Origin of the sequence: Micromonospora sp. NPDC049107, assembly GCF_040648595.1 — a bacterium.
In the GTDB taxonomy this organism is placed as follows: Bacteria; Actinomycetota; Actinomycetes; order Mycobacteriales; family Micromonosporaceae; genus Micromonospora.
Map to the genome: position 1 here is coordinate 104,021 of NZ_JBEZEC010000010.1, position 25,746 is coordinate 129,766.

A 25,746-nucleotide genomic window follows, 5' to 3' on the forward strand; every position below is an offset into this window, starting at 1 on the left:
GCCAGCAGGCCGGGAAACGCGATTCCCGCACGGCATGGACGGGGCACCGAGGATTTCTCGCATCCCCTACCGTCCATACCCATGACCCACCCGTACCAGATGCCCCAACCGCCGAAGCGGCGGACGTTGCGAACCGTGTTGATCGTCGTTGGCGTGCTCGTCGTGCTGTGCTGCGGTGGCGCCGGCATCGGCGGCTTCTTCCTGTACAAGGGAGTCAAGGGGGCAACGGATCCGGCGCGGCAGGCCGCCGAGTCGTTCGTCAGCGACCTGGAGGCGGAGGATGCGGACGCGGCGTACGGACTGTTGTGCGGCGACACGCGCGTCAGGTACACGAGAGAGGCCTTCGTCCAGGGCGTCGCCAAGCAGCCGAAAATCCGCGGCCATAAGGTCACCGGCGTCAATGTGTCGAGCGTCAACGGCCGCACGTCCGCGACGGTGAACATGGCCCTGACCCTGGACAGCGGCTTCACCGACCGGCACCTGTTCGCGTTGGTGAAGGAGGACGACGCCTGGAAGGTGTGCGGCCAGCCGTACTGAGCCCGCGCGGGCGTAGGTTCCGCGGCGAAAACCCGTTGTCGCACACCGTGGGGTCGCCGAGCATGGGCGATGTGAGCCGAAGCCTGCGTACAGATCCCCGGGCGCGTCAGGCGCTCCGTCGCGCTCCCGGGTTGGACCGGATCCGGATCCACGTACACGCAGCGCGACCGGGATTCGCGCATCCGGCCAGCGGATGTGACGTTCGTGAGGTGCTGGAGGTCGTCGGGCCCGCCGCCTGGTACGGACTACGCGTCATCGAGTTGCGGCAGACCGAGGACTTCGACCGCCGATCAGTCCTCTACGGCAAGACCAGAGCACCGGGCGAGATCCTTCTCTACGAACAACCGGCACGCGAAGCGGTTCGGCTGCGGGACTTCATGCGATTTGACGTACTGCTGCACGAGCTTGGCCATCATCTGCTTCAACACCGTGTGCGAAAGGTGGGCAACGTCCAGCGACGGTCGGACCACGAGCGATTCGCGGACACCTTCGCTGCCCAGTGCAAGCCCACTGTCCAGGCTGCACTGAACGCCTCACGAGAGCGACTCTACCCGCCCGGCTCCACCACCACAATCACCGCGGCCCCACACCGCTACCGCCGGCAAACCCGCCCATCACCAGGTTGACCAACCTCCCTGGACAGCACACCTAGCCGGTGGTCGCCTCGCGCTGGATCTGGTCGAATTCGGCGCCCATCGCGGCGGCCAAGGCCTGCACGGCGGACAGCGGACGAACCATGACCGTAAACTGGTCGACCAGGCCGCTCTCATCCAGATGCAGGAAGTCACAGCCTTCTACGGCGACATCACCCATCCGCGCCTCGAACACCAGCGCGTGATCCCGACCGCCCTCGCCGCTCAACTCCCGGACGTACCGGAAGTCCTCGAACACCCGCAACACACCCCGCAGAATCGCGGCAGTGATCGGCTTGCCCTGGTAGGGCTTGAACGCGACCGGGCTGCGGAACACCACGTTGTCGGCCAGCGACGCCTCAATGGCGTCGAGATCGCCCGCTTCGACCGCCGCACGAAAGTCGATCACCGTCCCAGCGTACGGGCTCGCCGTTTATCTTGGGTCGGCCGATCCGCTGGTGGATTGTGCGGTGATGTTGCGTCATAGACATGTCCATGACGTTGCTTGCCACCATGCTCAACCAGGTGCGGCCGGCGGTCTCCGTTCCCCCGTAAGCGCGTTCAGCCGAGCGAACGCAGACGCGCCAGCAGCATCGGCGGTCAGACCCTGTGTTGCGGCATCAAGGGGCGGCTGGCGGCGGGTGGGGCAGCGGGTGGGCACCTTCCGGACGTAGGCCGTCGAAGATGATGGCAAGGTATCGCTGCCACAGGTCGGGCGGGGCGTCCGGCACGTAGCTGGTGACGTAGTTGGGTGCGCACATCAGCAGGATGACGTCGGCGCCGGTGACGTCGGCCCGCACGGCGCCGTGTTCACGAGCCCGATCGACAAGCTCGTGCACTGTGCGGAACATCTGCTCGCGGGCCCTGGTGACGTCCGTGTTCAGTTCGCCGGCTTCCTGCAGGAACGACAGGTCGCGCTGCCGTTGTTGGTCTGCGGCGACGGTGAGGAACTCCAGCAGCGCGGCACCCGGGTCCGCTGCGTCGAGCAACTGTTCGCCGACGGCGTTGAGCGCGTCGATCCGGTCGAGGACGATCGCGGCGAGCAGGTCATCCTTCGTGGCGAAGTGACGGAACAGGGTGCCCTTGCCGAGGCCGGCCCGGCGGGCGATGTCGGCGACCGAGACGTCCAGGCCACGCTCCGCGAACTCATCGGCGGCGGCTGCCAGTAGCAGCCGCCGGTTTCGGGCGGCGTCGGCACGCAACGGGCGGGTCGAGGTCACGCTGCCACCCTAGCAAGTTGACCGCGCGGTCCGTTTATTGCTAGCTTGGCGACCGATAACATGACCGCCCGGTCCGTTTATGGAGGAAGCGCATGAAGGCAGTTGTCGTGACCGGCTACGGGCCGCCCGAGCAATACACCGTGGGGGACGTGCCGGTGCCCCAGCCTGGGCCGGGGCAGATCCAGGTCCGGATCGCCGCCGCCTCGATCAACCCGGCCGATGTCCGGCTGCCCAGCGGCGATTTCCGTGACGTCGTGCCACTGGAGTTCCCACACGTGCCGGGCAACGACTTCGCCGGCACGGTCAGCGAGGTCGGCGTGGGCGTGATGGCCTACCAGGTCGGCGACGAGGTCTTCGGTCAGGCTGTGCCGCGGGCGCTGCGGGCGATGGCCGGTACGACCCGGCCGTCGCTGAGCACCGGCTCACTGGCCGAGTATGCGGTCTTCGAGGCCGACACCCCGTTCCTGGCGCACCGCCCGGCCGGCCTCGACATCGAACAGGCGGCCGCCCTGCCCATCGTCGGCCTGACCGCACGGGCGCTGATGGCAACCGCCAAGGTGCGGCCAGGAGAAACCGTCCTGGTCGTCGGCGCGACCGGCGGCGTCGGAACCGCGGTGGTCCCGCTGCTCGCCGCCGCGAAGGCTCGGGTGATCGCCACAGCGACCGCCGCTGACGCCGGTATCCTCCGCGCTCTCGGCGCCGACCAAACCATCGGGTACGCGGAATCCGAATACCCCTCCGACGTCGACGTCGCGATCAACCTGACCCTGCCGAGTGACGACCTTGCCGGAGTCGCAGGCGTCATCCGCCCGGGTGGACGCCTTCTCACGATCACTTACCCAGTACCGCAGCAGGACTGGATTGGCCGTGACGACGTCGGTCTGCATTTCGTGCTGGACATGGACGGCGCCTTCGGCGGGATGCGGGAAGTCGGTGAACTTGCGGTCCGTGGAGAACTACCGGCCACAATCGGCCGCCGCTACACCCTCGACCAGGGCGCTCAAGCATGCGTCGACTTCGTCCGCCGGCACACGACCGGCAAGCTCGTCGTCACGATGTGAAACACACTGCCATCAGCGCTTCTCGACAAAGACTTTTTACCACCCCACGCGCGCGCGACAGGACCCTCACGTGACAGCTGACATCCGCGAACTCCAGCAAGCATTCGACCACGCCGAACTGCACGCCGACACCGACCGCTTGAACGCCCTGCTGGCGGATGACTTCATGTCCATCGGCGACCCAGCCTGAACGCCTCATCAGCGCCCACTGGGCATCGGGCAGATCGGAGGGGTAGCCAAGACGCGCAGCCGCCGCGCCACCTGCCGGCCCGGATCGCCGTTGTTATGCGGCTACGCGGCCCACAAGGACCCTTCCCAACCACGCTCTCATGGGATCTCACCAGTTACGTGCCCGGAACCTACCTGGTCGCGGTAGCTTGACCTCAGGCGCGCAAGGACTGGTCGATCATGGCCGATATGGCGGTTCGTGGCGGCGACAGCTCTACGCCGTCTGGAAACAACTCGGAGAGGAGCTATTGAAAAGTGGCTCACAACAGGCTGCTTGAGCGGCTTCGTCCGGCGGCCCGCGCTCGCTGAGGCACAGCGCGATCGGTCCATCGCGCCGGCCCGCGAGGTGAAGACGGTCGAGGAAAAGGCCGCGGTTCTCGGTGGCCGCACGATCACCTTGCCGCTGGACGTGACCGATGCGGCGGCAGCCAAGGCAGCGGACGCAACGGCGGTCGAGACCTTCGGCGGGGTTGACGAGGCGGTCGACGACGACGACGCCCGGCTTCGTTCGGCCCGATCGCACACTCGATCGCTGAGCGAAGGCCGACTGCCGTCCGCTGCGATATCGACGCCTGGCGGAACACACGCCCGCCATCGAATTCGACCAGCCCTGAGCGCTGGCCGCGAACCCTGTCTGAACGTCAACCTCTGACTGGAGGGCGGCCATGATCGCAACCTTGAAGGGGTTCAGCCAGCAACTGGTGCCGGCGAATGGCATCAAGGTCAACGCCGTCACCGGAGGCTCAGGCCCGCCGATCCTTCTGCTTCACGGATGGCCGGAGACCTGGTGGGGATGGCACCGTGCGATGCCGCTGCTGGCCGAGCATTTCAGCGTGGTGGCCATCGATCTGCGCGGCGCGGGTTTTTCCGACTGCCCGCTCGACGGCTACGACAAGGCGACGATGGCACGCGACGCGCACGAAGTCATGGTTGCCCTTGGGCATAAGCGCTATGCCGTGTGCGGACATGACATCGGCGGGATGGTCGCCCTGCCGCAGGCCACCACCTATCGGGAGGCTGTCAGCCACCTGGCCGTCCTGGACGTTCCGCTTCCCGGCTGGACCGAGTGGGAGGCGTCGACCGCGAAGCTCTGGCACTTCAGCTTCCACATGAACCGGGATCTGCCCGAGCGCCTGATCCACGGCCGTGAGTATGAGTATATTTCGACCTTCATGGCTGAGCGGTTCTACGATCACAGCACCTTCAATCCGGCGGACATCGAAATCTACGCGAAGGCGATGGCGCTTCCTGGTCGCACCCGCGGCGGCATGGAGTGGTATCGGACCCTCGCCGCCGACCATGCGGCCGCGCTCGACTACAAGAAGCAACCGCTCGATATTCCGGTGCTGGGTCTCGGCGGGGACCAGCGCTTCGGCGCACAGATGGTGCCGATGCTCAAGGAGTTCGCCAGCAATGTGACGGGCGGCCCGATCGCGCGGTCCAGCCACTATCTCGCGGAGGAACGGCCGGATGAGGTCGCGGCCGCCCTGATCGAGTTCCTCACGGCCAAGTGAAGCTCTGCGACTGCGCCATCGCGGGCCGGGCGGATCGCGACACTACGGGCGAACTGCGTTCACACCCCGTGCCGGTCGATCGGTTGAACAAGAAAGGAATACGGTCATGACCCCACCTGTCATTCGCGGCGTCAATCATATCGGCATCACGGTGCCCGACATCGAAGCCGCGAAAACGTTCTTCGTGGAAGCGTTCGGCGCCCAGGTGATCTACCAGTCCTTCGGACCGGAGGATCCGCCCCGACAGGGACCCGAATTCGAGCGGGCCGTTGGCGCTCACCCCGGAACGGCCGTGCGCGCGCAGGCGATGGTCAAGATCGGAACCGGACCGGATTTCGAACTCTTCGAAATGCACGGCCCCGAACAAGCCCAGCCGGTCCGACCGAGTGACTTCGGCATCACGCACTTCGGCCTCTACACCGACGACATCGACGCCTCGGTCGAGCGCCTCAGAAGAGCCGGAGGCACTCCCCTCACGGAGCCTCGCGCTATTCCCTATACCACCGAACAAGGTCCCGGAAACAAGGTCTGCTACTGCCGCACGCCCTGGGGCACGACGATGGAATTTATCACCACTCCGGACCGCATGCCCTATCACGACCAGACGGATCTGCGCAGGTGGCAGGACGAAGACTGAGCAATGTCTCGTAACCCGGTGACGGCCCGCGGTTCGGGCCCCTCATCAGGATCGACGCAAAGGTGCCGCCCGTCGGTACCAGCATCACCCAGAGGAACCGGCATGCCCGACTCCGCGCACACCCAACGGCACCCGGAGCGGTCCGTTCGCCGCCACCTCATGCGGTGGCGGACGGGCGTTCGCTGACCCTCTCGGCGATCGCCCGGCCCAGCTCCGCCGTCGTGCCGGTGCCGTGCAGGTCGGGGGTCAGTGGTGCCTGTCCGGGCCCGTACGCCAGGACGTCCTCGACCGCGCCGAGCAGGTGGGCGGCGGCCTCGGGGTGGCCGAGGTGCTCCAGCATCATCGAGCTGCACCAGATCTGGCCGATCGGGTTGGCGATGCCTTTGCCGGCGATGTCGGGTGCGGAGCCGTGCACGGGCTCGAACAGGCTCGGGTGCTCACGCTCAGGGTTGATGTTGGCGCTCGGGGCGATGCCGAGGGTGCCGGTACAGGCCGGGCCGAGGTCGGAGAGGATGTCGCCGAACAGGTTGCTGGCCACGACCACGTCGAACCACTCCGGGTGGAGCACGAACTGCGCCACGAGCGCGTCGATGTGGAACTTGTCGAGGCGAACGTCGGGGAACCGCTCGCCCATCGCGGCCACCCGCTCGTCCCAGTACGGCATGGAGATGGAGATGCCGTTGCTCTTGGTGGCGGACGTCAGGTGCCGTTTCGGGCGACGGTTGGCCTGCTCGAAGGCGAAGCGCAGGACACGGTCGACGCCGACGCGCGTCATGATCGTCTCCTGTAGGACGGTTTCCCGGTCGGTGCCCTCGAAGATCCGTCCGCCCACGCTGGAGTACTCGCCCTCGGTGTTCTCCCGGACGACGACGAAGTCGATGTCGCCCGGGTGCCGGCCGGCCAGGGGGCTGCGGACGCCGGGCATGAGCCGGCAGGGGCGCAGGTTCACGTACTGGTCGAAGACCCGCCGGAACTGCAGGAGGCTGCCCCAGAGCGAGACATGGTCGGGCACGACCTCCGGCCAGCCCACCGCGCCGAAGAAGATGGCGTCGTAGCCCCGCAGCGTCTGTTCCCAGTCGGGCGGCAGCATCGCGCCGTGCCGCTGCCAGTAGTCGGCGCTGGCGAAATCGAAGCTGTCGAAGGTGAGCGTCAGGCCGAAACGACGTGCGGTGGCGTGCAGCGCGTCGAGGCCGGCCGGGACGACCTCCTTGCCGATGCCGTCACCGGGAATGACGGCGATCCGGTGGGTGGTCACGGCGCCTCCCGAAGCGCCGCGAGGCCGCCCTGCGAGTCCTCGAGCGCGATGCGTTCCGCGGCGGCGGAGTCGCCCGCACGCAGCGCCCGGACCAGGGCCCGGTGGCTGCTGTATCGCTCCAGGCCGAACGTGTCGTCCTCCGCCACCCGTTGCAGAAGCAGCTCCCGACGCTGCGGGCGGGAGAACACGCGGCTCTGCTCGAGCATCCGGACCAGCACCGGGTTGTGCGCGCAGGCGCTGACCGTGTCGTTGAACTGCTGCATGGTGTCGAACAGCTCGGCGAGGTGCCGCTCGACCGGCCCGCCCTGGGCGGACCGCTCCTTGAGAAGGATCAGCAGGTCGTCAGCACGGTCGAGAATGCCGTCCAGCGCGTCGAGCTGCTCGGCGGTGGCGTGTCGGGCGGCGAAGCGGGCGACGAGGCCACGCAGGCCGACCTCCACCTCCGCGAGGTCGTCGATGGCGGCGTCGCGGATGGCGGCGACCAGCACGGTACGCGGCCCGATCCGCTCGATCAGCCCGTCGAGCTCCAGCCGGCGCAGGGCCTCACGCACCGGTGTCGGGCTGACCGCGAGCCGCTCGGCCATGCCGCGTTCGGTGACCTTCTCCCCCGGCGCGAGTTCGCCGGTGGCGATCGCGGTGCGAACTTGTCGGTACGCCTGGTCGGCGAGCGTGCCGGCTGTCGTCATGACCGCACTCTAGCGCATGACATAGCAAGTTCGTTTGCAACTGTTGACGAGTTTGCTACAGCAATTTAACGTGACCTGGGACACAAGGAGGTGGACGTGTGTCCAACCGGCGGATCACGTTCTTCATAGCCCTCGCACTCTTCGCTCAGGAATCAACCTGGAACTTCTATGACAATCAGGTGCCCGTGCTGCTGCGCGAGCACGTGACGAGCGCGGCGCTCGTGGGCGCGCTGATGGGGATGGACAACCTGCTGGGAATCTTCATCCAGCCCTGGATCGGCAACCGGTCCGACAACACCCGGACCCGGTGGGGACGGCGGATCCCGTACCTCGCGGTGGGCATGCCCCTGGCCGCGCTGGTCTTCGTCCTGCTGCCGTGGACCACGTCGCTGGCAACCCTGGTCGTGGTGATGTTCTGCTACGCGCTGATCGCCAACACCACACGACCGCTGGCGGAGTCGTTGGTGCCGGACTTCCTGCCCCCACAACGGCGAAGCCGGGCGAACGCCGTCGTGAAGATCGCGACCGCGCTGACCATCATCGTCGCGTCGCTGATCAGCCTGCTCGTGGTGGACGAGCATCCAAGGGCAGCCTTCGTCATCCCGTCGGTGATCATGCTGGCCGCCACGTTCGTGCTGCTGGCCAAGGTGCGCGACAGCCAGTCGGCGGCCTACCAGGCCGCGGTGGCCGAGGAGGCCTCCGCCGGCCCCGCCGCGGTCAGCCAACCGCTGCGGCAGATCGTCTCCGGCCTGTTCACCGACCAGGATCGCCGCCGGCTCCTGCTGCTGCTGACCGTCCTGCTCTTCGGCGGGGCATGGTTCGCCTCCCGGTCGCTGATCACGCCGTACGGCATGGAGGCGCTGGGTCTGAGCCGCGGCGACGCGGGCGGGCTCACCCTGCCCAGCGGCATCGTCTACGTGGCTGCCGCCTATCCGGCCGCACTGCTGGCCGAACGCTTCGGACGGCTGCGGATCATCGCCGTGGGCATCACCGTCTTCGCCGTCGCGCTGGCGGCGGGCGCCATCGTGCAGACCGCCACCGGTACGGTCGTCGCGTTCTGCGTGGCCTCGGCCGGCGCCGCCGCCTTCACCATCAACGCGGCGGTGGCGCTGTGGAACCTGGCGCCGTCCAGCCGGGTGTTCGGCGCCTACACCGGCCTGTACGCGGTCACCTGGTACCTGGGCGGCTTCGGCGGCCCCGCCCTGATCGGCGGCGTGATCGACCTGGTCGGCTGGGACGGGATGCTGCTCTACATCGCGGTGCTCGCCCTACTCGCCATGCTCGTCGTCGTACGTCTCGAACGCCTGCAGCGTGTGCACCCGGCCAACCGGGCCGGCACCCTCACGGGAAGCGAATGATGTCGACCATCCTCATCACCACTGACTACCTCGCCCCCGGTGACGAAGTGGACACCTACCTGACCGGGCTCGGCTTCACGACCCGGCACGACCCCATGCGGGGACCACGCCGGCCGGAGCAGCTGATCGCGGCCCTGGCCGGCGTCGAGGGGGCGCTGATCGCCAACGAGCCGATGACCGCGGAGGTGCTGCGCCAGGCATCGGACCTGCGCGCCGTCGTGCGTACCGGAGTCGGGTACGACTCCGTCGACGTGGCCGCCGCCGGCCGGCTCGGGATCAGCGTGAGCAATCTGCCCGGGATCAACGCCAACGCGGTGGCCGAGTACACCCTGGGGTTGCTGCTCGCCCAGGCCCGGTGCCTGGTGCCGATGGCCGCGGGGGTGGCCGCCGGCGGCTGGCCCCGCGCCGACGGCCACGAGCTGCGCGGCAAGACGCTCGGCCTGATCGGGCGGGGCGCGGTGGCCCAGCGGGTGGCGCCGCTGGCCGCCGTCTTCGGCATGACAGTGCTGTGCACCGGCAGCCTTCCCGCGCCGGTCACCCGGGTCACGCTCAACGAGTTGCTGCGCGCCGCCGACTTCGTGTCGGTCCACACCGCACTGACCCCGCTCACGCGCCACCTCATCGACAGCGCGGCGTTGGCCCGGATGAAGCCGGGCGCGCACCTGATCAACACCGCCCGCGGGCCACTCGTCGACGAGGCCGCCCTGGTCGAGGCGGTCCGGTCCGGCCGGCTGGCGGGCGCAGCCCTCGACGTGGTGGACGTGGAGCCGCTGCCCGCCGACAGCATCCTGCGCGGCGTGGCCGGCATCACTGTCTTCTCGCATATGGCCGGGCAGACTGCCGAGGCCCGGCTGGCCGCGGGGATGGAGGGTGCCAAGGAACTCGTCGCCGCCCTCGACGGCCGGCCGGCCCACTCGCTCACCGAACCGAAGGAGCCGGCATGACCACCACAACAGCGGACGCGGACGTGATGGTGATCGGCGCGGGCCTCGCCGGACTGGTGGCCACCGCCGAACTCGTCGCCGCTGGCCGATCCGTCCTGCTGCTGGACCAGGAGCCCGAGCAGAGCCTCGGCGGCCAGGCGTTCTGGTCGTTCGGCGGGCTGTTCCTGGTCGATTCGCCCGAGCAGCGCCGGATGGGCATCCGCGACTCGACCGAACTCGCCTGGCAGGACTGGCAGGGCAGCGCCGGTTTCGACCGCCCCGAGGACGCCTGGCCACGGCGCTGGGCCGAGGCGTACGTCGACTTCGCCGCCGGCGAGAAACGCGCGTGGCTGCGGAGCCTCGGCGTCAAGATGTTCCCCATCGTCGGCTGGGCCGAACGCGGGGGCTACGACGCCACCGGACACGGCAACTCGGTGCCCCGCTTCCACGTCACCTGGGGTACCGGACCGGGCCTGCTCGAACCCTTCATCGCGATCGTGCGGGAGGCGGCCGGCCGCGGCCTCGTCCGGTTCGCCTTCCGGCACCGGGTCGACGCGCTGACCGTCAGCGACGGCGCGGTGGTCGGTGCCACGGGCCGGGTCCTGGAGCCCAGCGAGGCCGTCCGCGGCAGCGCCAGCTCGCGGGAGGAGATCGGCGACTTCGCCTACACCGCGCAGGCCGTCATCGTCACCTCCGGTGGTATCGGCGGCAACCACGACCTGGTCCGCCGCAACTGGCCGGCACGGCTCGGTACGCCGCCCACCCACCTGATCAGCGGCGTGCCCGCCCACGTGGACGGCCGCATGCTGACCATCACGCAGGACGCTGGCGGCGCCGTGATCAACCCGGATCGGATGTGGCACTACGTCGAGGGCATCCAGAACTGGAACCCGATCTGGGACAAGCACGGCATCCGGATCCTGCCCGGGCCGTCCTCTGTCTGGCTCGATGCGCGCGGACGACGGCTGCCGGTGCCGCTCTACCCCGGATTCGACACCCTCGGCACGCTCGCCCACCTGCGCACCACCGGCCACGACCACAGCTGGTTCATTCTCACCCAGAAGATCATCGAGAAGGAGTTCGCGCTCTCCGGCTCCGAGCAGAACCCGGACCTGACCGGTCGCAGCGTCAAACAGGTACTCGGCCGCCTCCGTGCCGGCGCGCCGGCGCCGGTGGAGGCATTCAAGCAGCGGGGCGCCGACTTCGTCGTGGCCAACCGGCTGGACGAGCTGGTGAAGGGCATGAACGCGCTCACCGACGAGCCACTGCTGGACCCGCTCGACATCCAGCGCACGATCGAGGCGCGCGACCGGGAGCTGGCCAACAGCTTCACCAAGGACATGCAGATCGCCGCCATCCGTAACTTCCGAAACTACCGGGGCGACCGGCTCATGCGGACGGCGGCGCCGCACCGACTCCTCGACCCGAAGGCCGGGCCGCTGATCGCCGTACGTCTGCATGTGCTCACCCGCAAGACCCTGGGCGGCCTGCACACCGACCTCGATGGTCGGGTGCTGGACGGTGCCGGTCAGCCGGTACCCGGGCTCTACGCCGCCGGCGAGGCCAGTGGGTTTGGCGGCGGCGGCATGCACGGCTACCGCGCGCTGGAAGGCACCTTCCTGGGCGGCTGTCTCTTCTCCGGCCGCCAGGCCGGCCGCGCCGTGGCCGCCACCGTCGGATGACCGGCTCGTACCCCCGAAATGAGGAAACCGTGACCGCCGACCGCGTACGCATTCTCGTGCCCTCGGGCATGCTCGGCTCGGGTTTCCCGCCCGAGATCGTTGACCGTGGGCTGGAACTCGGTGCCGACGTCATCGCCGTGGACGGAGGGTCCACCGACTCCGGCCCGTACTATCTGGGCACCGGCACGGCCAAGACCACCGCGGCGGCCGTGGCCCGCGACCTGCGCCTGCTGCTCCGGGCGGCGGCGAAAGCGCGTATCCCGCTGATCGTCGGCTCGTGCGGTACCAGCGGCACCGACTCCGGCGTGGACTGGGTCGCCGGGATCGCCCGCGGCATCCTGGCCGAGGAAGGGCTGGACCTGCGGGTCGCCACCATCTACAGCGAGCAGCGGGCCACCGACCTCAAGGACCATCTCGACCGGGGCCGGATCCACCCGCTCCCGCCGGCCGGCGACCTCGATCCGGCGACGTTGGACAGCTGCCAGCACATCGTGGCGATGATGGGCCATGAGCCGATCGCTGAGGCGCTGGCGGGCGGGGCCGACGTGGTACTGGCCGGGCGCGCCACCGACACCGCCGTGGCCGCCGCCTTCCCGCTGATGGCCGGCATGCCGGCCGGCCCGACCTGGCACGCCGCCAAGATCATCGAGTGTGGCGCGCAGTGCACCACGAACCCGCGCTCCAGCGGGGTCTTCGCCACCATCGACGCCACCGGCTTCATCATCGAGCCGCTGGACCCGGCCGTCGCCTGCACGCCCACCTCGGTCGCCGCGCACATGCTCTACGAGACCGCCGACCCGTTCTCGATGCGGGAACCGGCCGGCACGCTGATGGTCGCCGACGCCACCTACCGGGCCCTGGACGAGCGGCGGGTACGGGTGGAGGGCTCCCGGTTCGAGCCGGCCCCGTACACGAACAAGCTTGAGGGGGCCCGGATCACCGGCTACGAGACGATGTCGTTCACCGCCATCCGCGACCCGCACATCCTCGGCCAGATCACCACCTGGGCGCAGCTGCTGCGGCGGGTCACCACGGATCGGGTCGCCCAGACGCTCGGTCTCAGCGCCGACGACTACGCCTTCGACATCCGCCTGTACGGCTACGACGCCGTGCTGGAGGCGAAGGACCCGGACACCCGGACACCCCGCGAGGTCGGCGTGATGCTCCTGGTCCGCGCCGCGGATCAGCAGACGGCCACCGCCGTCGCGAAGATCGCCAATCCGCTCATGCTGCACCTGCCCACGCCCGACATGGACTACCTGCCCAGCCTCGCGTTCCCCTACTCCCCCGCCGAGACCGAGCGCGGGGTGGCGTACGAGTTCGTCCTCCACCACGTCGTCGACGTGGACTCGCCCACCAGCCTCTTCCGCATCCACCTCCCGGAGGACAGTGTTGTCCGATAACGCCCACCCCCGCACCGTCGCCGACCTCGCGCTGGAGGTCCGGTCGAAGAACGCCGGCCCGTTCTGGGTGACGATGGAACTGTTCATGCGCGACACTGCCGGGTACGCCCTGGTAGCCGACCCGGGCTTCCTGGACGCGCCGCTGGTCGCCCGCCTCTACGGCGTACCGGCCGACACCATCCGCATCTTCCGGATACCGGCGCTGAACGTCGTCAAGATTTCGTTCCCGCGCCCGGTGGCGCAGGGCAGCCTGCGCGACCGGGACATCCACGCCGGGCAGCACCACGTGCCCCTGGCCATGCTCCCGCTGCCCGACTCCCCCGCCACCGACGACACCTCGGCTGACCAGGCTGGGGCTCACCTGTTCGCGACCTGATAGGAGCCGGAGCGTACGTCCTCCGGGAGGGCGGGACCGCTGGTGCTCCAGCCGAACGTGGTGCGCGCTCTGTCGGAGGTGATGCGCGCCGAGGATCGGAGCAACGCGGCCATCGGCCCCATGGCGCTCTCCGCCTGTTCGGCGGTGATCGAGGTCGCGGTGGCTCCGGTCAGATCCGCGATCGCCTCGGCAAGTTCGCGGAAGCTGAACTGTTGCGGTCCGGCCGCGTTGTAGATGCCCGCTACCGGGCGCTCCAGGGCCGTCAGGTACAGGCGGGCGAGATCGTCCACGTGCACCGGGGTCCACTCGTTGTCGCCGGCGTCGATGTAGGTGGCCGCGCCCGAGCGGGTCGCGGCGTCGATCAGACTGGTCAACAGCAGGGAGCCGCCCCGACCGTAGACCAGACCCGCGCGGATGATGAGGCCGGTCAGGCCCGCCGCCTCGCGCACCAGTCGCTCGCCGACGAGCTTGAAGGGCTGCGGGCCCGGCTCCGGCAGTTCCGCGTCCTCGTCGCGGGAATGGTCGGGGTCGAGCCCGTAGACCAGGTTCGTGCTGGTGTAGAGGAACGGCTTGCCGGTGCCTGCCCTGCCCGCCCCACGGGTCAGCGCCGCCACGGCAGCGGCCTCTGCCCTGATCGCGTCCTCGCCACCGAAGTAGTCGACTGCGGTGTGCACCACCGCATCGGCTTCCGCGGAAGCCTGCTCAAGGAGCGCGGTGTCGGTCAGGTTGCCGAGCAGAGGAAACGCACCCGCCGCTGCCGCCTTGGCCGCTGATTCCGGGGACCGGGTCAGCGCTACCACGTCGTGGCCTGCCGCGACGAAGTGTTCGACGAGCACCGAGCCCAGGTAGCCGGTGCCGCCGGTGATGAGGATCCGCATGTTCTCTCCAGAGCCGAGCGATCGGTGAAACGGATGGACCATCCGTTTGCCAACCGTAGCACGAACCGGATGGGCCATCCGTTTCGCCGGCCTGAGCCTCCCATTGGGGGCCACGGCTCCAGGTGGGGGCAAGTGGAGCTGTTATCCGCTTATGCTGGAGGAGTGACCGCCTCGCCGCCCCGTAAGGACGCAGTACGCAACCGCCAGCGGATCATCGAGATTGGCCGGAAACTGGTCGCGGACGGCACCCCGATTCAGCTGAACGAGGTGGCCCGCGCGGCCGGCGTTGGCGTCGCCACGGTATACCGGCACTTCCCGACGCCTCAGGCACTGATCGAGGCGGTGTCGGTGGACGGACTTGAGACGTTGATCCAGGCCGCCGAACGGGCCGCGCAGCAGGACGACCCCTGGACGGCCTTCCGTGATCTCCTGGTCAGGGTCGTGGACGCGCAACTACTCGACGCCGCCCTGTCCTCGGTCCTGTCCACGCCCACGACCACCCTGCCGGGCACCGCGGACCTGCTCGATCAGTTGTCCTCGCTGTTCAACACGCTGTTCGTACGGGTCAGGGCCGCAGGGCTGCTGGCGCCCGGCATCACGCTCGCCGACATGACGCCACTGATGTGTGGAGTCGCCTTCTCGGCCAGGATGCACCCAGCCACCGACACGCAACAGCAAGCCGCCGCCGGCCGCCACTACCTCGATGTTGTGCTGAACGGGATACGGGCCCGCTGAGCGCCGCAGGGACCACAACGCAAACCCGGTCGCGGCTACTCCGGCGGCCCCTGGTCGACGGAGAGACCGAGATGCGTCCCACCGGAGGCGTCGATCACCTGGCCGGTCACCAATCGCGCGGCTGGAGAAGCAAGGAAGGCGACCACGTCCGCGATATCCGCCGGCTCTCCGACCCGACGCAGGGCCGAGAGCCCGGTGACGACCTCGCGTAGCGCCGGTTGGGCGGCGAACCAGGCCACGTTGTTCTCGGTGGCGGTGGTCCCGGGCATCACCGCGTTCACCGTGATACCCCGAGGGCCCAGTTCCTGTGCCAGCGTGACGCTGAGCGTGTTGATCGCGCCCTTCGTCATGGCATACGCGAGAGTGCCGGGTATCGCGACCCGGGTGGCGACGGACGAGACATTGACGATCCGACCACCGTCGCGGAGCAGGTTCAGGCCCCGCTGGATCACGAAGAACGGCGCTTTCACGTTGATCGCGAACAACTCGTCGAAGTCACCCGGCCGTGCGGTGGAAAGCGTCGGCGTGGCCCCGCCGATCGCCGCGTTGTTCACCAGCACATCGATGCCGCGCGGCGCGCCGCGTTCGGCCAACCCGGCCTCCACGCCAGCCCAGAGCCGATCGGCATCACCCGCCACGCCGAGCTGCGCGCCGACCGCGAACGCGGCGCCACCCGCCTCGGTGATCTGCGCGACGGTCTCTTGCGCGGCCGACTCGCTCGTGCCGTAGTGCACCACCACCAGTGACCCAGCCGCGGCGAGCCGCTTGGCAATCGCGCGGCCGATGCCCCGGCTCGCGCCGGTGACGAGGCTTGTCGTGCCCTCCATCGTTTCCATGATCTCCCCTTCGTGTCGCGTATCGAAGCAGCTACCACGGTCCGACCCTCGTCGTAGGCTCGGCAACGGACTGAGGTATCGCGGCGTACGGTTGTTGCACTTCTTCATGCGGAGAAACGTCCACGCGTACGCTCGTTTGATGCGCTGGGACGCCGAGGAGAAGCGACGCCGAATCCTGGCCGCGGCACGGCGCGCCTTCGCCGAGAAGGGCGAGGACGTCACGGTGGCTCGGATCGCTCGCAGCGCCGGTGTGTCCGTCGCCACCGTCTACCGGCGCTTTCCCACCCGGGACCGCCTCATCACCGACGCTTACGGCGATCAGTGGAACGATTGCGCGGCCATGCACGCCGAAGCCCTCAGCGACCCGGACCCGGCGCGTGCGCTGCGGGAACTGATTCGCACGCTTTGCGCGTACCAGTTACAGGACAGAGGCTTCACCAGGGCCTACGTCGAGGCGGTGGTCACCGGACGCGGGCTCGACCACGAGCGGCAGGAGACCGAACGGGTCATCGCCCGGCTGCTGCGGCAGGCACAGGCGATGGGCACCGTCCGCGCCGACCTGACCGTCGCCGATTTCCGGCTGCTGATCGCGGCCCACCACGGCGACGTCCTGGCCGCTGGGCCCGACGCCGTGACGGCTTCCCAGCGCTATCTCGCACTGATGCTGCGCACGCTCCAACCCTGAAATTTCGCCGCCCGAAGCTCGAGGTCGACCAGGTCTTTCGTCGGCTGCGGCGGAAGCGGTCCCGAGGCCGCCGCAGCGCACGAACCGGGCGCAGGCGTCCTTTCCGCCTACGCCCGGGAAGCGCTGATCGTCAAGCCTGTTCGATGTCCGAGAACAGGCCCTTGAACGGGACCTGCGTCCCCGCGAGGGTGCCGAAGACATCAGCGGCAACGGTTGTCGCGACCGCCGCGGAGGCGTCGTCGTAGCTGTCGAAGTAGAGGTCGAGCGTCCGGTACGCGGGGGTAGCGGTGCCATCCTCCTTCGGCCACACCTTCGCAGACTCGAGTCGCCGCAGCTTCGGGAACTTCGCTGCGGCAGCCTTCACGTCCGCGTAGGCCCGCTCGAAGTCGTCGGGGCTCGCCGGGTTGTCGATGATGATTGTGATCTTGGTCGGCACGGGGCTCTCCTCAAAGTGGAAAGAATGATTGTTCTATTTCGGACACAACTAACGCCGCAGACCCGAATTCAGCGGCCGTAGGTCTCCAACAGCCGCAGCCACACCTCACTGACGGTCGGGTAGGCCGGAACCGCGTGCCACAGTCGGTCCAACGGGACCTCGCCGACGATGGCGATGGTCGCGGCGTGGATCAGTTCCGCGACGTCCGGGCCGGCGAGGGTGAGGCCGACGATCACCTTGCGGTCCTCGTCGACGACCATCCGGGCGTGTCCCCGGTAGCCATCGGCGTGCAGGGAAGCTCCGGCGACGGCCCCAAGGTCGTAGTCCACGACCCGGATCCGCAGCCCAGCTGCCTCGGCCGCAGCCGCGGTCAAGCCCACCGACGCGATCTCCGGATCGGTGAAGACCACCTGCGGCACCGCCCGCTCGTCAGCCGTCGCCACGTGCCGGCCCCACCGGCCGTCCTCGACCTTCGCACCCTTCGCCCGGGCCACGATCACGTCGCCCACCGCCCGCGCCTGGTACTTGCCCTGATGGGTCAGCAGCACCCGCCGGTTCACATCGCCCGCCGCATAGAGCCACTCGCCGCCGCCGACGACACGCAGGGTGTCGTCGACCGCCAGCCAGGCGCCCGGCGCCAGCCCGACCCGGTCGAGGCCGATGTCCTGGGTGTTCGGCGTACGACCGACCGCCACCAGCACCTCGTCAGCTTCGATCCGCTCGCCGGACGCGGTCTTGAGGTGGACGACTCCACTGTCGTCGCGGTTGACGGCGACGGCCTCCGCGCCGAGGTGTACGGACACGCCGGCCTCGCGCAACGACTCGGTGACCAGTTCACCGGCGAACGGCTCCGCCGACGGCAACACACCGTCGCGGGCCAGCACCGTCACTGCGGACCCCAGGGCGGCGAACGCGGTCGCCATTTCGGCGGCCACGACGCCACCACCGATGATGGCGAGCCGACGGGGAACCGAACTGGCCGAAGCGGCCTCGCGGCTGGACCACGGCGTCGCCTCGCGCAGCCCCGGGATATCCGGCAACAGGGCGCTGCTGCCCGTCGCGACGACCACGGCGTGCCGCGCGGTCAGCGTCGTCGTGACACCGTCGACGCCGGTCACCTCGACAACGCGGGCGGCACTGATCCGCCCCTGACCGCGGTGCAGCGCGATGCCCGCCGACGCCAGCCAGGACACCTGACCGTCGTCCTGCCAATGCGACGCGAAGGAGTCCCGCCGGCCCAGCACCGCAGCCGCGTCCAGGTCTCCCGTCACCGCCTCCCGCGCCCCCGGCAGTTGGCGAGCCGCGCGCAAGGCGGACGCGCTGCGCAGCAACGCCTTGGTCGGCATGCAGGCCCAGTACGAGCACTCACCCCCGACCAACTCCCGCTCGACGATCGCGGCAGTCAGCCCGCCCCGGACGACCCGATCGGCCACGTTCTCCCCGACCGGACCGGCGCCGATCACAATGACGTCGTACTCGATGGTGGTCATGTCAGTTGCCCTTCGCGGCGCGGCCGAGGCGGATGGCCGCGATGAGGAAGAAGATGGCGCCGGGGATGGCGTAGCCGGCGGCGTTGGTCAGCGCCGGGTTGTCCGCGGCGGCGCCGGCGATGAAGGACCCACCAGCCAGGACCGAGATGCCGCCGCTGATGATCATCGGCCACTGGCCGCCCATCTTGCGACGGGTGACACCGACGATCAACTGGACCAGACCGGCGACGATCGCCCAGGCGCCCCACACCCGCAGAATGGCGGGGATACCGGACGCGCCAGCGACACCCAGACCGACGGCCGTGATCAGGCTTACCGCGATGTTCACGTACAGCAGGGTCGGCGAGCCGGTGGTCCGCGACGAACGGAGGTCGTAGATGGCGGCGCCCACGTCGAACAGCGGGTAGATCACGAAAAGCGTCACCGCGAGCGGACCGATCTCCTTGGCGGTGGCGATCGTCACGAGGGCCCACACGATGGCGAACGCGAAGCGGACGAAGTAGAGCCGCCGCAGCGCGGAGGCCGTCTGGGAAATACCGGGCGAAGCAGCAATGGTGGTCACGGGTGACCCTTTCAGCGGAGGGGCTAGGGAGACCGATCGTTCTGTCTTGTCGAGCATGACACGCTCCACCCACATCGTCAAGACCGAACGTTCTATCCACTCCACCGACCCTGCGCTACCCACCGCTGGCTAGGGCTGTCGAGACCCTTAGACCGAACGTTCTATCCGCTACCATGGCGACATGACGCCCACCGCATCCGGTGCCCGGCCCTCCCAGGCGCGCCAACGGCTCCTTGCCACGGCAACCAGGATCTTCTACTCGGAGGGCATCCATTCCGTCGGCGTAGATCGGATCATCGCCGAGGCGAAGGTGACCCGGGCCACCTTCTACCGGCACTTCCCCAGCAAGGACGATCTCATCCTCGCCTACCTGCGTGAGATCCATGAGATGGATCGCGGCGGGGTCGACACGGTCATCACCGCCGACGCACGACCGGTCGCCCCACTCCTGGCCATCGCCAACTCGATCGCCGAGAGCATCCAGTCCCCGGGGTTCCGTGGATGCGCGTTTCTGAACGCCGCGGCGGAGTATCCAGACACGGAACATCCCGTACGTCAGGAGATCATCGCCCACCGGCAATGGTTCCTGGACACGCTCACCACGCTGATGGCGCAGGTCCAGGAGGAGACGGCAGAGTCCGCCGCGCGTCACTTCGTCATGCTCCGCGACGGTGCCATGGCAGCCGGATGCCTCTTCGACCCCGCGTTGGTGTCCGAGACCTTCCTCCGCGGCATCGAAGGACTCCTCCGGATCACCGCCGAGCGCCAGTCGACCGAATCCGCCGGCTAGGGCCTGTTTCATAAGGGCGATCGAGCCGAGGCGGAGTCCGGGCGGCGATCCGGCAAGGCGCGGTTTCGTCCGGATACCGGTGTTGTATCCGGACGAAACCGCAACGCCGCCGGTCGTCGTCCGGGCCCGCCGCAGGCCGGCCAGTTCTTATGAAACAGGCTCTAGTCCGCCAGCACGGCGGCTGCTCTGGCTCGTAGCGACCGGCGCTGCAGGGCGGGGGGCGGCCAGACCAGCCAGTGTCGTCGCCCAACTCGGCGAATCGCTGCGAGGGCTCATCCTCGTGTGCGCCCACGATCCCGGAACCGCTCCTGGCACTCCCCGTTGCGCTGACGCGCAGACGACCAGGCGGAACGGTGCGTCAGTCGCAACCTCACGACCGATTTGCCTACAGGTATTAGGTAGAAGCATAATAGCTGTAGGCAGACAGGGGAGCGTGATGGATAGACCAGGACTGACGCCGGAGCGTCTGACCCGAGCGGGGGCGGAACTGGCCGACGAGGTCGGCTTCGACCAGGTCACCGTCTCGGCGCTCGCTCGACGGTTCGACGTCAAGGTCCCGAGCCTGTACTCGCACCTGAAGAACTCACAGGACCTCAGGATCCGCATCGCGCTGTTCGCGCTCAAGGAACTCGCTGACCGCGTCGCCGATGCCGTCGCCGGTCGAGCCGGCAGGGACGCGCTAGCCGCGTTCGCTGACGCCTACCGCGACTACGCCAGGGAACACCCGGGCCGCTATGCCGCCACCCGGCTCCGGCTCGATCGGGAAACGGCGGCCGCCAGTGCCGGTGTCCAGCACGCGCAGATGGCTCGGGCGATCTTGCGGGGTTACGGGTTGGACGAGCCGGACGCGACCCACGCGGTCCGCATGTTGGGCAGCGTGTTCCACGGCTACGTCAGCTTGGAGCTGGCCGGCGGTTTCGAACACAGCGCTCCCGACGCGCTGGAATCCTGGGAATGGATCGTGGATTCGCTCGACGCGGTGTTACGCACCCGCAGCACTCGCTGACCCGACGACGGCCGCACCACCGCCAGCGCTTCGCAGCGCGGCGCGCCGATGAACATCGAGATCTCGATCGAGAGGCTTGAGGCAATGCCCACCGAACACCAGTGGATCACCACCCCGGTCACCGCGGGCCTGGTGCGCGGGTTTGTCGATCTGGAGGCGACCGCGCGCGGTCTACTGCCGCACCGACTGACCGCCCGGGCCCGCCAGCAGATCCCCGACGACCAACTGGCCATGGCCGAGGCCCAGCCGTCCGGCGTACGGCTGGCCTTCCGTACCCGGGCCACCACCATCGAACTGGACACCCTGCCCACCAAGCGGGTCTACCAAGGCTTCCCGGCCCCACCGGACGGCGTCTACGACCTGCTGATCAACGGGCGCCTGGCCGCGCAGGCGTCGGTGCCCGAAGGCAACGTCCGGACGGTTACCAACATGTTCACCCAGACTTCCGTGCTGACCGAAGGGCCGTCCGGCACCGCCCGCTTCGCGGGTCTGCCGGAGGGTGAGAAAGACATCGAGATCTGGCTTCCACACACGGAGATCACCGAGTTGATCGCGCTGCGCACCGACGCGCCCGTTGAGCGGACCCCGCCCACCGGAAGCAGGACGTGGCTGCACCACGGCAGTTCCATCAGCCACGGCTCGAACGCCACTCATCCCACCGCCATCTGGCCAGCCCTGGCCGCGGCCGAGGGCGGCGTGGAGTTGGTCAACCTGGGATTCGGCGGGAGCGCGCTGCTCGACCCGTTCACCGCCCGCGCCATGCGGGACATCCCCGCTGACCTGATCAGTGTCAAGATCGGCATCAACATCGTCAACAGCGACGTGATGCGTCTGCGCGCCTTCACCCCTGCGGTCCACGGCTTCCTCGACACGGTCCGCGAGGGGCACCCGACCACACCACTGCTGGTCGTGTCCGCCATCCTGTGCCCGGTGCAGGAGGACACGCCCGGTCCCCTCGTGCCGGACTTCGAGGGCGGGACGCTGCGCTTCAAGGCCACCGGCGATCCGGCCGAACGCAGCGCTGGGCGGCTGACCCTCAACGTCATCCGTGACGAACTCGCCCGGATCGTCGAACAGCGCTCGGCCGAAGACCCGAACCTGCACTACCTCGACGGACGTGACCTCTACGGCGAGGCGGACTACGCCGAACTCCCACTCCCCGACGAGGTGCACCCCGATTCCGCCGGACACCGCCGTATCGCCGAGAACTTCGCGCGGCTCGCGTTCGGCGACGGCGGCCCCTTCGCCACCAAGACCGGCTGACCGCCTGTCGTGCGCCGAGCAGCGGCGGACGAGGTGGCGGCGTACCCGCGGGCGCTCCCCCACGAGGCCAACTCGGGCGACGTCTGTGCCCGTGCCCAGCCCGCCGGACCCTGACCCCGCCAGAACCTCGTCCGCCCCGGTCACCCACTACCAGGCGCGCAAGACCCACTGCTGGGCAGTGGTGCTGTTACAGGGCCACTGCCACACGGCGTTGCCCGCGACGGGGTCGCCCCAGGGAACATCGACGCACTGCCCGGTCTGGAGGTTCCGTAGCGCGTACCCATTCGCTCCCGGTACCTGCGTAACGGACCAGAGCTGCCGCGCGACGCCCAGGCAGTCCCACAGTAGCGTCTGGCCCGCTGCCGGGTTGCCCCAGGGCACGTCGAGACACTTGGGGCCCTCTGCCGACCAGAGCGAGCTGACAAGCTGGTAGTAGACGACGCCGTTCCACCTTCCCTCGTAGACCATCGTCCACTTCTGGGCCGGGCCGTCGTAGCAGGGCCACTGCTTGATCGCCGTGCCGTTGGCAGTACTGGAGTACGACACGTCGATGCACAGGCTGCCGAAGGGGTACTCGCTGGTAGCCGAGCTCTGGGATCTGAATGAGTATTCGGCGGCGGCGCTCGCAGGTGAGACGGCCACCAGGTTGGCGGCTACGAGTCCGACGCACACCGCGAGCACCGTGGACGTCCGGTTGAGGATGTTCATGAGCATTCCTCTCGGCTGGAGGGGGACGACATCGATGAAGGGGCGGCCGGTCGGCATCAGATACGTCCGCTACAGCGCGGGCGAGGACCGGCCTCAGGTGGGGAAGGGGTGCCGATCGGCAGGGTTACAGGCGCCCACTGGTGTAGAGGTAGTCCAGCAACCGTCCGTCGACCCGGTCCTGGAAGGTGTCGGCCACCGCCGCTTCCGGTTGTTCGTACTCGTAACCGCAGCGCACCCAGCGTTCCGGGACGCTGGCCACGTCCAGGTACCCCTCGTCGATGCTGCCCACCTCGAAGCCGGGCTTCCCGGCCGACTGCCAGCAGCTGAAGAGTTGACCGTCGGCGTTGACCACGGCGCCGTGCCGGCCTCCGGGCACCGAGCAGATGTGGCAGGTGGTTCTCATGCTGGGTCGGACCACCCGGAAACCCGCCTCCAACGCGGCGATACTCCAACCCGCGAACGCGTCGCTCACGGTGTCGATGTGCCGCATGGTGTTGTGGTATCCGAAGCCCGCGTCGCCCACCCAGGCGAACGTCACCGTGCACCGGTCGGGGCTCAGGCCGGCGGCCAGTTCCCCGACGAGGTCGGCGATCCGGTCGAAATTGTGGTGCGACACGTTCACCCGCAGGTTCCAGTTCAGCCCGGTGACCTCTGTCGCACGAGCGACGTTGCGAACGATGGTGTCGAAGGTGGGCGCGCCGGACCGCTTGACCCGGATCTGGTCATGATCCGCCCGGCTGCCGTCGAACGTCACCTGCACGCCGTTGAGACCCGCCGCGTACAGCTCACGGGCCAACCTCGGGGTCAGCAGAACGCCGTTCGTGGTCATCGCGCACTGGTCGAGCCCGATCGCGCGCGCTCGGTCCAGCAGGGTGCGGCAGCCCCGGGGATTGAGCAGCGGCTCACCCCCGAACAGCAGCAGGTACAGGCGATCCAGCTCGCACTGACGCATCCGGTCCCGGGCGAAGGTGATGATGCGATCGACGGTGTCAGTGTCCAGCCAGGCCCGCCGGATCCGCGGCGGCCGTGCGCCGCCCGTGTCGTCCACCCCGGTGTTCTGGAAGCAGTAGGCGCAGCCGAGGTTGCAGGTGGTCGTGGTGAGCACGGTCAGCGAAAACGAGACCGGCACGCGCGGCTCGAACGCCCCCGTGCGGCGGAGGAAGCCCGTGGTGGCAGCGTCCACCGTGCCGTCCGACCCCACACACTCGGGGCGCAGCAGGGTCCAGGTCTGGTTGCCGATGAACCACCAGCCGTGTTCGCTGCGGATCAGCCGCGGTGCGTCGATGTCATCCAGGCGGGTACCGATCATGGCTCTTCCTTCCAGCGTTGGTCCTGATCGTCGGGTCAGCGGGGCCTGTCGGTCGTTCACAGTCGCCGACAGGCCCCGCGGTGCTGCCCCCGGCTAGGCGTTCGGGCCGGCGTCGCGCTGCAACGTGACGTTCTCCGGCGCGCCGATCTGGATCCCGCAGGAGGCGTCCGCGATCTGCGCCGCGCTGCGGTTGGCGAGAACCCGGCTCACCTCCGGCGCCCCGATCTGGACGCCGCAGGCGGCGGCCTCCTCAACGGAGACGTCCGGCCCCCGGTTGACGAGAATGCCCTCCAGCTCCTCGGCACCGATCTGAATACCGCACATCTGGCCTGCTCCCTTCTCCGGCCGGAACGGCTTCCCGCCGGTCTTGGTGAATACGTGGCGGCAGGGCCGGTAGCAGATACCGATCCGTCGGACTCTCTCCCGACCGAGTGCCGCCGGTCAGCGACGGTGTCCGCGATGGAGGTCTGCGGATCTGCGGCGCAGGCGTCCCCGCCGGCCCCCGTGGGACCGCGCACGGGGCCGCCTCAGTTGTCCGGGCACAATCCGGTAGCCCGGACCGGCTGAGCGCTGTCCAGATAGGCCGCAGCTATCCAGCCGGTGTCGCCGAGGACGGTCGTCCGGGCCCACGCGCTGTCGCCCTTGACGGCTTCCCCGGTGCGGTAGCAGGTCACCCGGCCCAGCGTGCCGTCGGGCACCTTGCGCAGCACCCGGTCACCCGTGGACGGGCCGGCGCGCAGCGACGCGTCGGGGCGGGCCTTCACCGCGACGAGCCGCCCCTCGCCGGGAACCAGGCCGTCCTGGAGCCCCCGGCAGGTGAGCGCCGACGAGCCGATCCACATGATGGTGTAGTCCTCGCCGGCACGTCGCTGGTGGCTGGTGTCGAAGCAGTACGCAGGGCTGTCCTGATCCGGTCCGATGCCCTGGGTGGCCAGATTCAGGAGCGGAATCTGTTTGATCAGGAAGCAGGCGGCCGTGTCGGCGACCGCGCCGAGGCGGCCACGGACGACCGCCACCACGCCGACCGCCCAGGAGTCGCGCCGGCTCTGGTAGATCCGCACCGCCAGCCGGTCGGTCTGGTAGGCGCATTGGACGGCGTCGTTGACCTGCCCGAGCCGGTCGGCGAAGCGGCCGAGGTTGTCGAGGAACTGGTCGACCCGGGGCCGCTGCCCCGGCACGATCCGTTGGGTCACCTCACTGACCAGGTCGACGTACGGCAGGCAGGGGTTTTCGACCGAGGCGTAGCTTGCCTCGTCCAGCTGCGGAAGCAATCCGCCGCTGCGGGTGCCGGCCGGCGGGCAGCCGCCGCCTCCGGCGATCTTCGCGAGGCCGTCGGCCGTACCCGGGCGGTTCTCGGCACCGCTGCTCGCCGCGCCGCCGTTCGTGCGGCATGCCGTCAGGAGACCGGCCGCCAGGGCGAGCACGGCGAGGCCGGCGGCGAGACCCGCCCGGCGATGGCGCTTCTTCACAGTGTGGTCAGTCATGCCTGGATGGGGGGCCGGACGGCATCCTGGATACCTGCCGTCGGTGCGACTC

Annotated in this window: 29 protein-coding genes; 16 read left to right on the plus strand and 13 right to left on the minus strand. The window is 69.0% G+C overall.

Going from position 1 to position 25,746, the window contains the following annotated elements; all coding sequences use genetic code 11:
* The first annotated feature begins 81 nt into the window (after positions 1 to 81).
* Entirely contained in the window at positions 82 to 537 is a 456-nt protein-coding gene (locus AB0B55_RS24250) for a hypothetical protein (protein ID WP_357124792.1), read from the plus strand.
* Positions 538 to 746: 209 nt separating this feature from the next.
* Entirely contained in the window at positions 747 to 1,163 is a 417-nt protein-coding gene (locus tag AB0B55_RS24255; RefSeq protein ID WP_357173976.1) for a hypothetical protein, read from the plus strand.
* A gap of 22 nt (positions 1,164 to 1,185) precedes the next feature.
* Here the strand turns inward: AB0B55_RS24255 and AB0B55_RS24260 are convergent, their stop codons facing one another.
* Together AB0B55_RS24260 and AB0B55_RS24265 are read right to left on the minus strand one after the other, a co-directional pair.
* Positions 1,186 to 1,578 carry a nuclear transport factor 2 family protein gene (locus AB0B55_RS24260; RefSeq protein ID WP_357173979.1) on the minus strand — a complete coding sequence of 131 codons (393 nt, stop codon included), beginning with the start codon at positions 1,576 to 1,578 and terminating at the stop codon, positions 1,186 to 1,188.
* 211 nt (positions 1,579 to 1,789) lie between these two features.
* Entirely contained in the window at positions 1,790 to 2,389 is a 600-nt protein-coding gene (locus tag AB0B55_RS24265) for a helix-turn-helix domain-containing protein (protein ID WP_357124786.1), read from the minus strand.
* A 92-nt stretch (positions 2,390 to 2,481) separates the two neighbouring features.
* Here AB0B55_RS24265 and AB0B55_RS24270 point away from each other — a divergent pair, with 92 nt between their 5' ends.
* From AB0B55_RS24270 to AB0B55_RS24285, 4 genes are all read left to right on the plus strand, one after another.
* Positions 2,482 to 3,450 carry an NADP-dependent oxidoreductase gene (locus AB0B55_RS24270; RefSeq protein ID WP_357173982.1) on the plus strand — a complete coding sequence of 323 codons (969 nt, stop codon included), beginning with the start codon at positions 2,482 to 2,484 and terminating at the stop codon, positions 3,448 to 3,450.
* 502 nt (positions 3,451 to 3,952) lie between these two features.
* Positions 3,953 to 4,330, plus strand: a complete 378-nt coding sequence (locus tag AB0B55_RS24275) for a hypothetical protein (protein ID WP_357173985.1) — start codon at positions 3,953 to 3,955, stop codon at positions 4,328 to 4,330.
* 13 nt (positions 4,331 to 4,343) lie between these two features.
* Positions 4,344 to 5,192 carry an alpha/beta hydrolase gene (locus AB0B55_RS24280; RefSeq protein WP_357124776.1) on the plus strand — a complete coding sequence of 283 codons (849 nt, stop codon included), beginning with the start codon at positions 4,344 to 4,346 and terminating at the stop codon, positions 5,190 to 5,192.
* A 106-nt stretch (positions 5,193 to 5,298) separates the two neighbouring features.
* Positions 5,299 to 5,829 (plus strand): VOC family protein, encoded by a 531-nt coding sequence (locus AB0B55_RS24285; protein WP_355047774.1) that lies wholly within the window; start codon positions 5,299 to 5,301, stop codon positions 5,827 to 5,829.
* 157 nt (positions 5,830 to 5,986) lie between these two features.
* Here the strand turns inward: AB0B55_RS24285 and AB0B55_RS24290 are convergent, their stop codons facing one another.
* Complete coding sequence (locus tag AB0B55_RS24290) at positions 5,987 to 7,084, minus strand: tartrate dehydrogenase (RefSeq protein ID WP_357173988.1); 1,098 nt, start codon at positions 7,082 to 7,084, stop codon at positions 5,987 to 5,989.
* The gene (locus AB0B55_RS24295) at positions 7,081 to 7,770 is read right to left on the minus strand and encodes a GntR family transcriptional regulator (RefSeq protein WP_357124771.1); all 690 of its coding nucleotides are present in this window, start codon (positions 7,768 to 7,770) and stop codon (positions 7,081 to 7,083) included. The genes AB0B55_RS24290 and AB0B55_RS24295 overlap by 4 nt, the downstream gene beginning before the upstream one ends.
* Positions 7,771 to 7,868: 98 nt before the next feature.
* Between AB0B55_RS24295 and AB0B55_RS24300 the strand changes: the two genes are divergently transcribed.
* From AB0B55_RS24300 to AB0B55_RS24320, 5 genes are read left to right on the plus strand one after another with little or no spacing between them, the layout of a single operon-like run.
* Positions 7,869 to 9,128 carry an MFS transporter gene (locus AB0B55_RS24300; RefSeq protein ID WP_357173991.1) on the plus strand — a complete coding sequence of 420 codons (1,260 nt, stop codon included), beginning with the start codon at positions 7,869 to 7,871 and terminating at the stop codon, positions 9,126 to 9,128.
* Positions 9,128 to 10,072, plus strand: a complete 945-nt coding sequence (locus AB0B55_RS24305) for an NAD(P)-dependent oxidoreductase (protein ID WP_357173994.1) — start codon at positions 9,128 to 9,130, stop codon at positions 10,070 to 10,072. Before AB0B55_RS24300 ends, AB0B55_RS24305 begins: the two co-directional genes overlap by 1 nt.
* A complete protein-coding gene (locus tag AB0B55_RS24310; protein WP_357173997.1) occupies positions 10,069 to 11,733 on the plus strand; it encodes an FAD-binding dehydrogenase in 1,665 nt (554 codons plus the stop codon). Before AB0B55_RS24305 ends, AB0B55_RS24310 begins: the two co-directional genes overlap by 4 nt.
* Positions 11,734 to 11,762: 29 nt before the next feature.
* A complete protein-coding gene (locus tag AB0B55_RS24315; RefSeq protein WP_357174000.1) occupies positions 11,763 to 13,136 on the plus strand; it encodes an acyclic terpene utilization AtuA family protein in 1,374 nt (457 codons plus the stop codon).
* Positions 13,126 to 13,512, plus strand: coding sequence for a DUF4387 domain-containing protein (locus AB0B55_RS24320; protein WP_357124754.1), 387 nt, complete (start codon positions 13,126 to 13,128; stop codon positions 13,510 to 13,512). The genes AB0B55_RS24315 and AB0B55_RS24320 overlap by 11 nt, the downstream gene beginning before the upstream one ends.
* Here the strand turns inward: AB0B55_RS24320 and AB0B55_RS24325 are convergent.
* Complete coding sequence (locus AB0B55_RS24325) at positions 13,494 to 14,390, minus strand: NAD-dependent epimerase/dehydratase family protein (RefSeq protein WP_357174002.1); 897 nt, start codon at positions 14,388 to 14,390, stop codon at positions 13,494 to 13,496. The genes AB0B55_RS24320 and AB0B55_RS24325 overlap by 19 nt on opposite strands.
* Before the next feature lie 162 nt (positions 14,391 to 14,552).
* Between AB0B55_RS24325 and AB0B55_RS24330 the strand changes: the two genes are divergently transcribed.
* Positions 14,553 to 15,125, plus strand: a complete 573-nt coding sequence (locus AB0B55_RS24330; RefSeq protein WP_357124748.1) for a TetR/AcrR family transcriptional regulator — start codon at positions 14,553 to 14,555, stop codon at positions 15,123 to 15,125.
* 35 nt (positions 15,126 to 15,160) lie between these two features.
* On the opposite strand, the gene AB0B55_RS24335 is transcribed toward AB0B55_RS24330, so the two are convergent.
* Positions 15,161 to 16,069, minus strand: coding sequence for an SDR family oxidoreductase (locus AB0B55_RS24335; protein ID WP_357174004.1), 909 nt, complete (start codon positions 16,067 to 16,069; stop codon positions 15,161 to 15,163).
* A 31-nt stretch (positions 16,070 to 16,100) separates the two neighbouring features.
* Here AB0B55_RS24335 and AB0B55_RS24340 point away from each other — a divergent pair, with 31 nt between their 5' ends.
* On the plus strand, positions 16,101 to 16,646 hold the full coding sequence (locus AB0B55_RS24340) for a TetR/AcrR family transcriptional regulator (protein ID WP_357174007.1): 546 nt from the start codon (positions 16,101 to 16,103) through the stop codon (positions 16,644 to 16,646).
* Positions 16,647 to 16,776: 130 nt separating this feature from the next.
* On the opposite strand, the gene AB0B55_RS24345 is transcribed toward AB0B55_RS24340, so the two are convergent.
* From AB0B55_RS24345 to AB0B55_RS24355, 3 genes are all read right to left on the minus strand, one after another.
* Positions 16,777 to 17,082: a hypothetical protein gene (locus tag AB0B55_RS24345; RefSeq protein ID WP_357124738.1), complete on the minus strand. Its 306-nt coding sequence runs from the start codon at positions 17,080 to 17,082 to the stop codon at positions 16,777 to 16,779.
* Positions 17,083 to 17,150: 68 nt separating this feature from the next.
* Complete coding sequence (locus tag AB0B55_RS24350; RefSeq protein WP_357174010.1) at positions 17,151 to 18,572, minus strand: NAD(P)/FAD-dependent oxidoreductase; 1,422 nt, start codon at positions 18,570 to 18,572, stop codon at positions 17,151 to 17,153.
* A 1-nt stretch (position 18,573) separates the two neighbouring features.
* Positions 18,574 to 19,209 (minus strand): hypothetical protein, encoded by a 636-nt coding sequence (locus AB0B55_RS24355; RefSeq protein ID WP_357174257.1) that lies wholly within the window; start codon positions 19,207 to 19,209, stop codon positions 18,574 to 18,576.
* Positions 19,210 to 19,315: 106 nt separating this feature from the next.
* Here AB0B55_RS24355 and AB0B55_RS24360 point away from each other — a divergent pair, with 106 nt between their 5' ends.
* The 3 genes from AB0B55_RS24360 (at position 19,316) to AB0B55_RS24370 (ending at position 22,193) form a co-directional block, all read left to right on the plus strand.
* Positions 19,316 to 19,924 carry a TetR/AcrR family transcriptional regulator gene (locus AB0B55_RS24360; RefSeq protein WP_357174012.1) on the plus strand — a complete coding sequence of 203 codons (609 nt, stop codon included), beginning with the start codon at positions 19,316 to 19,318 and terminating at the stop codon, positions 19,922 to 19,924.
* A 436-nt stretch (positions 19,925 to 20,360) separates the two neighbouring features.
* Positions 20,361 to 20,930 carry a WHG domain-containing protein gene (locus AB0B55_RS24365; protein ID WP_357134539.1) on the plus strand — a complete coding sequence of 190 codons (570 nt, stop codon included), beginning with the start codon at positions 20,361 to 20,363 and terminating at the stop codon, positions 20,928 to 20,930.
* 84 nt (positions 20,931 to 21,014) lie between these two features.
* Complete coding sequence (locus AB0B55_RS24370) at positions 21,015 to 22,193, plus strand: GDSL-type esterase/lipase family protein (protein WP_357134541.1); 1,179 nt, start codon at positions 21,015 to 21,017, stop codon at positions 22,191 to 22,193.
* Positions 22,194 to 22,340: 147 nt separating this feature from the next.
* Here the strand turns inward: AB0B55_RS24370 and AB0B55_RS24375 are convergent, their stop codons facing one another.
* From AB0B55_RS24375 to AB0B55_RS24390, 4 genes are all read right to left on the minus strand, one after another.
* Positions 22,341 to 22,901 (minus strand): RICIN domain-containing protein, encoded by a 561-nt coding sequence (locus AB0B55_RS24375; RefSeq protein ID WP_357174015.1) that lies wholly within the window; start codon positions 22,899 to 22,901, stop codon positions 22,341 to 22,343.
* A 124-nt stretch (positions 22,902 to 23,025) separates the two neighbouring features.
* Positions 23,026 to 24,210 carry a radical SAM protein gene (locus AB0B55_RS24380; RefSeq protein WP_357174018.1) on the minus strand — a complete coding sequence of 395 codons (1,185 nt, stop codon included), beginning with the start codon at positions 24,208 to 24,210 and terminating at the stop codon, positions 23,026 to 23,028.
* A 93-nt stretch (positions 24,211 to 24,303) separates the two neighbouring features.
* Positions 24,304 to 24,534 carry a hypothetical protein gene (locus AB0B55_RS24385; protein WP_355047752.1) on the minus strand — a complete coding sequence of 77 codons (231 nt, stop codon included), beginning with the start codon at positions 24,532 to 24,534 and terminating at the stop codon, positions 24,304 to 24,306.
* Positions 24,535 to 24,737: 203 nt separating this feature from the next.
* The gene (locus AB0B55_RS24390) at positions 24,738 to 25,694 is read right to left on the minus strand and encodes a hypothetical protein (RefSeq protein WP_357174022.1); all 957 of its coding nucleotides are present in this window, start codon (positions 25,692 to 25,694) and stop codon (positions 24,738 to 24,740) included.
* Between the last annotated feature and the right edge of the window lie 52 nt (positions 25,695 to 25,746).

Coding starts and splice junctions, on each gene's coding strand:
- AB0B55_RS24310 (WP_357173997.1), top strand. CDS start 10,069: ATGACCACCACAACAGCGGACGCGGACGTGATGGTGATCGGCGCGGGC.
- AB0B55_RS24295 (WP_357124771.1), bottom strand. CDS start 7,770: ATGACGACAGCCGGCACGCTCGCCGACCAGGCGTACCGACAAGTTCGC.
- AB0B55_RS24375 (WP_357174015.1), bottom strand. CDS start 22,901: ATGAACATCCTCAACCGGACGTCCACGGTGCTCGCGGTGTGCGTCGGA.
- AB0B55_RS24325 (WP_357174002.1), bottom strand. CDS start 14,390: ATGCGGATCCTCATCACCGGCGGCACCGGCTACCTGGGCTCGGTGCTC.
- AB0B55_RS24385 (WP_355047752.1), bottom strand. CDS start 24,534: ATGTGCGGTATTCAGATCGGTGCCGAGGAGCTGGAGGGCATTCTCGTC.
- AB0B55_RS24380 (WP_357174018.1), bottom strand. CDS start 24,210: ATGATCGGTACCCGCCTGGATGACATCGACGCACCGCGGCTGATCCGC.
- AB0B55_RS24365 (WP_357134539.1), top strand. CDS start 20,361: ATGGATAGACCAGGACTGACGCCGGAGCGTCTGACCCGAGCGGGGGCG.
- AB0B55_RS24280 (WP_357124776.1), top strand. CDS start 4,344: ATGATCGCAACCTTGAAGGGGTTCAGCCAGCAACTGGTGCCGGCGAAT.
- AB0B55_RS24270 (WP_357173982.1), top strand. CDS start 2,482: ATGAAGGCAGTTGTCGTGACCGGCTACGGGCCGCCCGAGCAATACACC.
- AB0B55_RS24340 (WP_357174007.1), top strand. CDS start 16,101: ATGCGCTGGGACGCCGAGGAGAAGCGACGCCGAATCCTGGCCGCGGCA.
- AB0B55_RS24305 (WP_357173994.1), top strand. CDS start 9,128: ATGTCGACCATCCTCATCACCACTGACTACCTCGCCCCCGGTGACGAA.
- AB0B55_RS24335 (WP_357174004.1), bottom strand. CDS start 16,069: ATGAAGAAGTGCAACAACCGTACGCCGCGATACCTCAGTCCGTTGCCG.
- AB0B55_RS24390 (WP_357174022.1), bottom strand. CDS start 25,694: ATGACTGACCACACTGTGAAGAAGCGCCATCGCCGGGCGGGTCTCGCC.
- AB0B55_RS24360 (WP_357174012.1), top strand. CDS start 19,316: ATGACGCCCACCGCATCCGGTGCCCGGCCCTCCCAGGCGCGCCAACGG.
- AB0B55_RS24250 (WP_357124792.1), top strand. CDS start 82: ATGACCCACCCGTACCAGATGCCCCAACCGCCGAAGCGGCGGACGTTG.
- AB0B55_RS24355 (WP_357174257.1), bottom strand. CDS start 19,209: ATGTGGGTGGAGCGTGTCATGCTCGACAAGACAGAACGATCGGTCTCC.
- AB0B55_RS24370 (WP_357134541.1), top strand. CDS start 21,015: ATGCCCACCGAACACCAGTGGATCACCACCCCGGTCACCGCGGGCCTG.
- AB0B55_RS24350 (WP_357174010.1), bottom strand. CDS start 18,572: ATGACCACCATCGAGTACGACGTCATTGTGATCGGCGCCGGTCCGGTC.
- AB0B55_RS24285 (WP_355047774.1), top strand. CDS start 5,299: ATGACCCCACCTGTCATTCGCGGCGTCAATCATATCGGCATCACGGTG.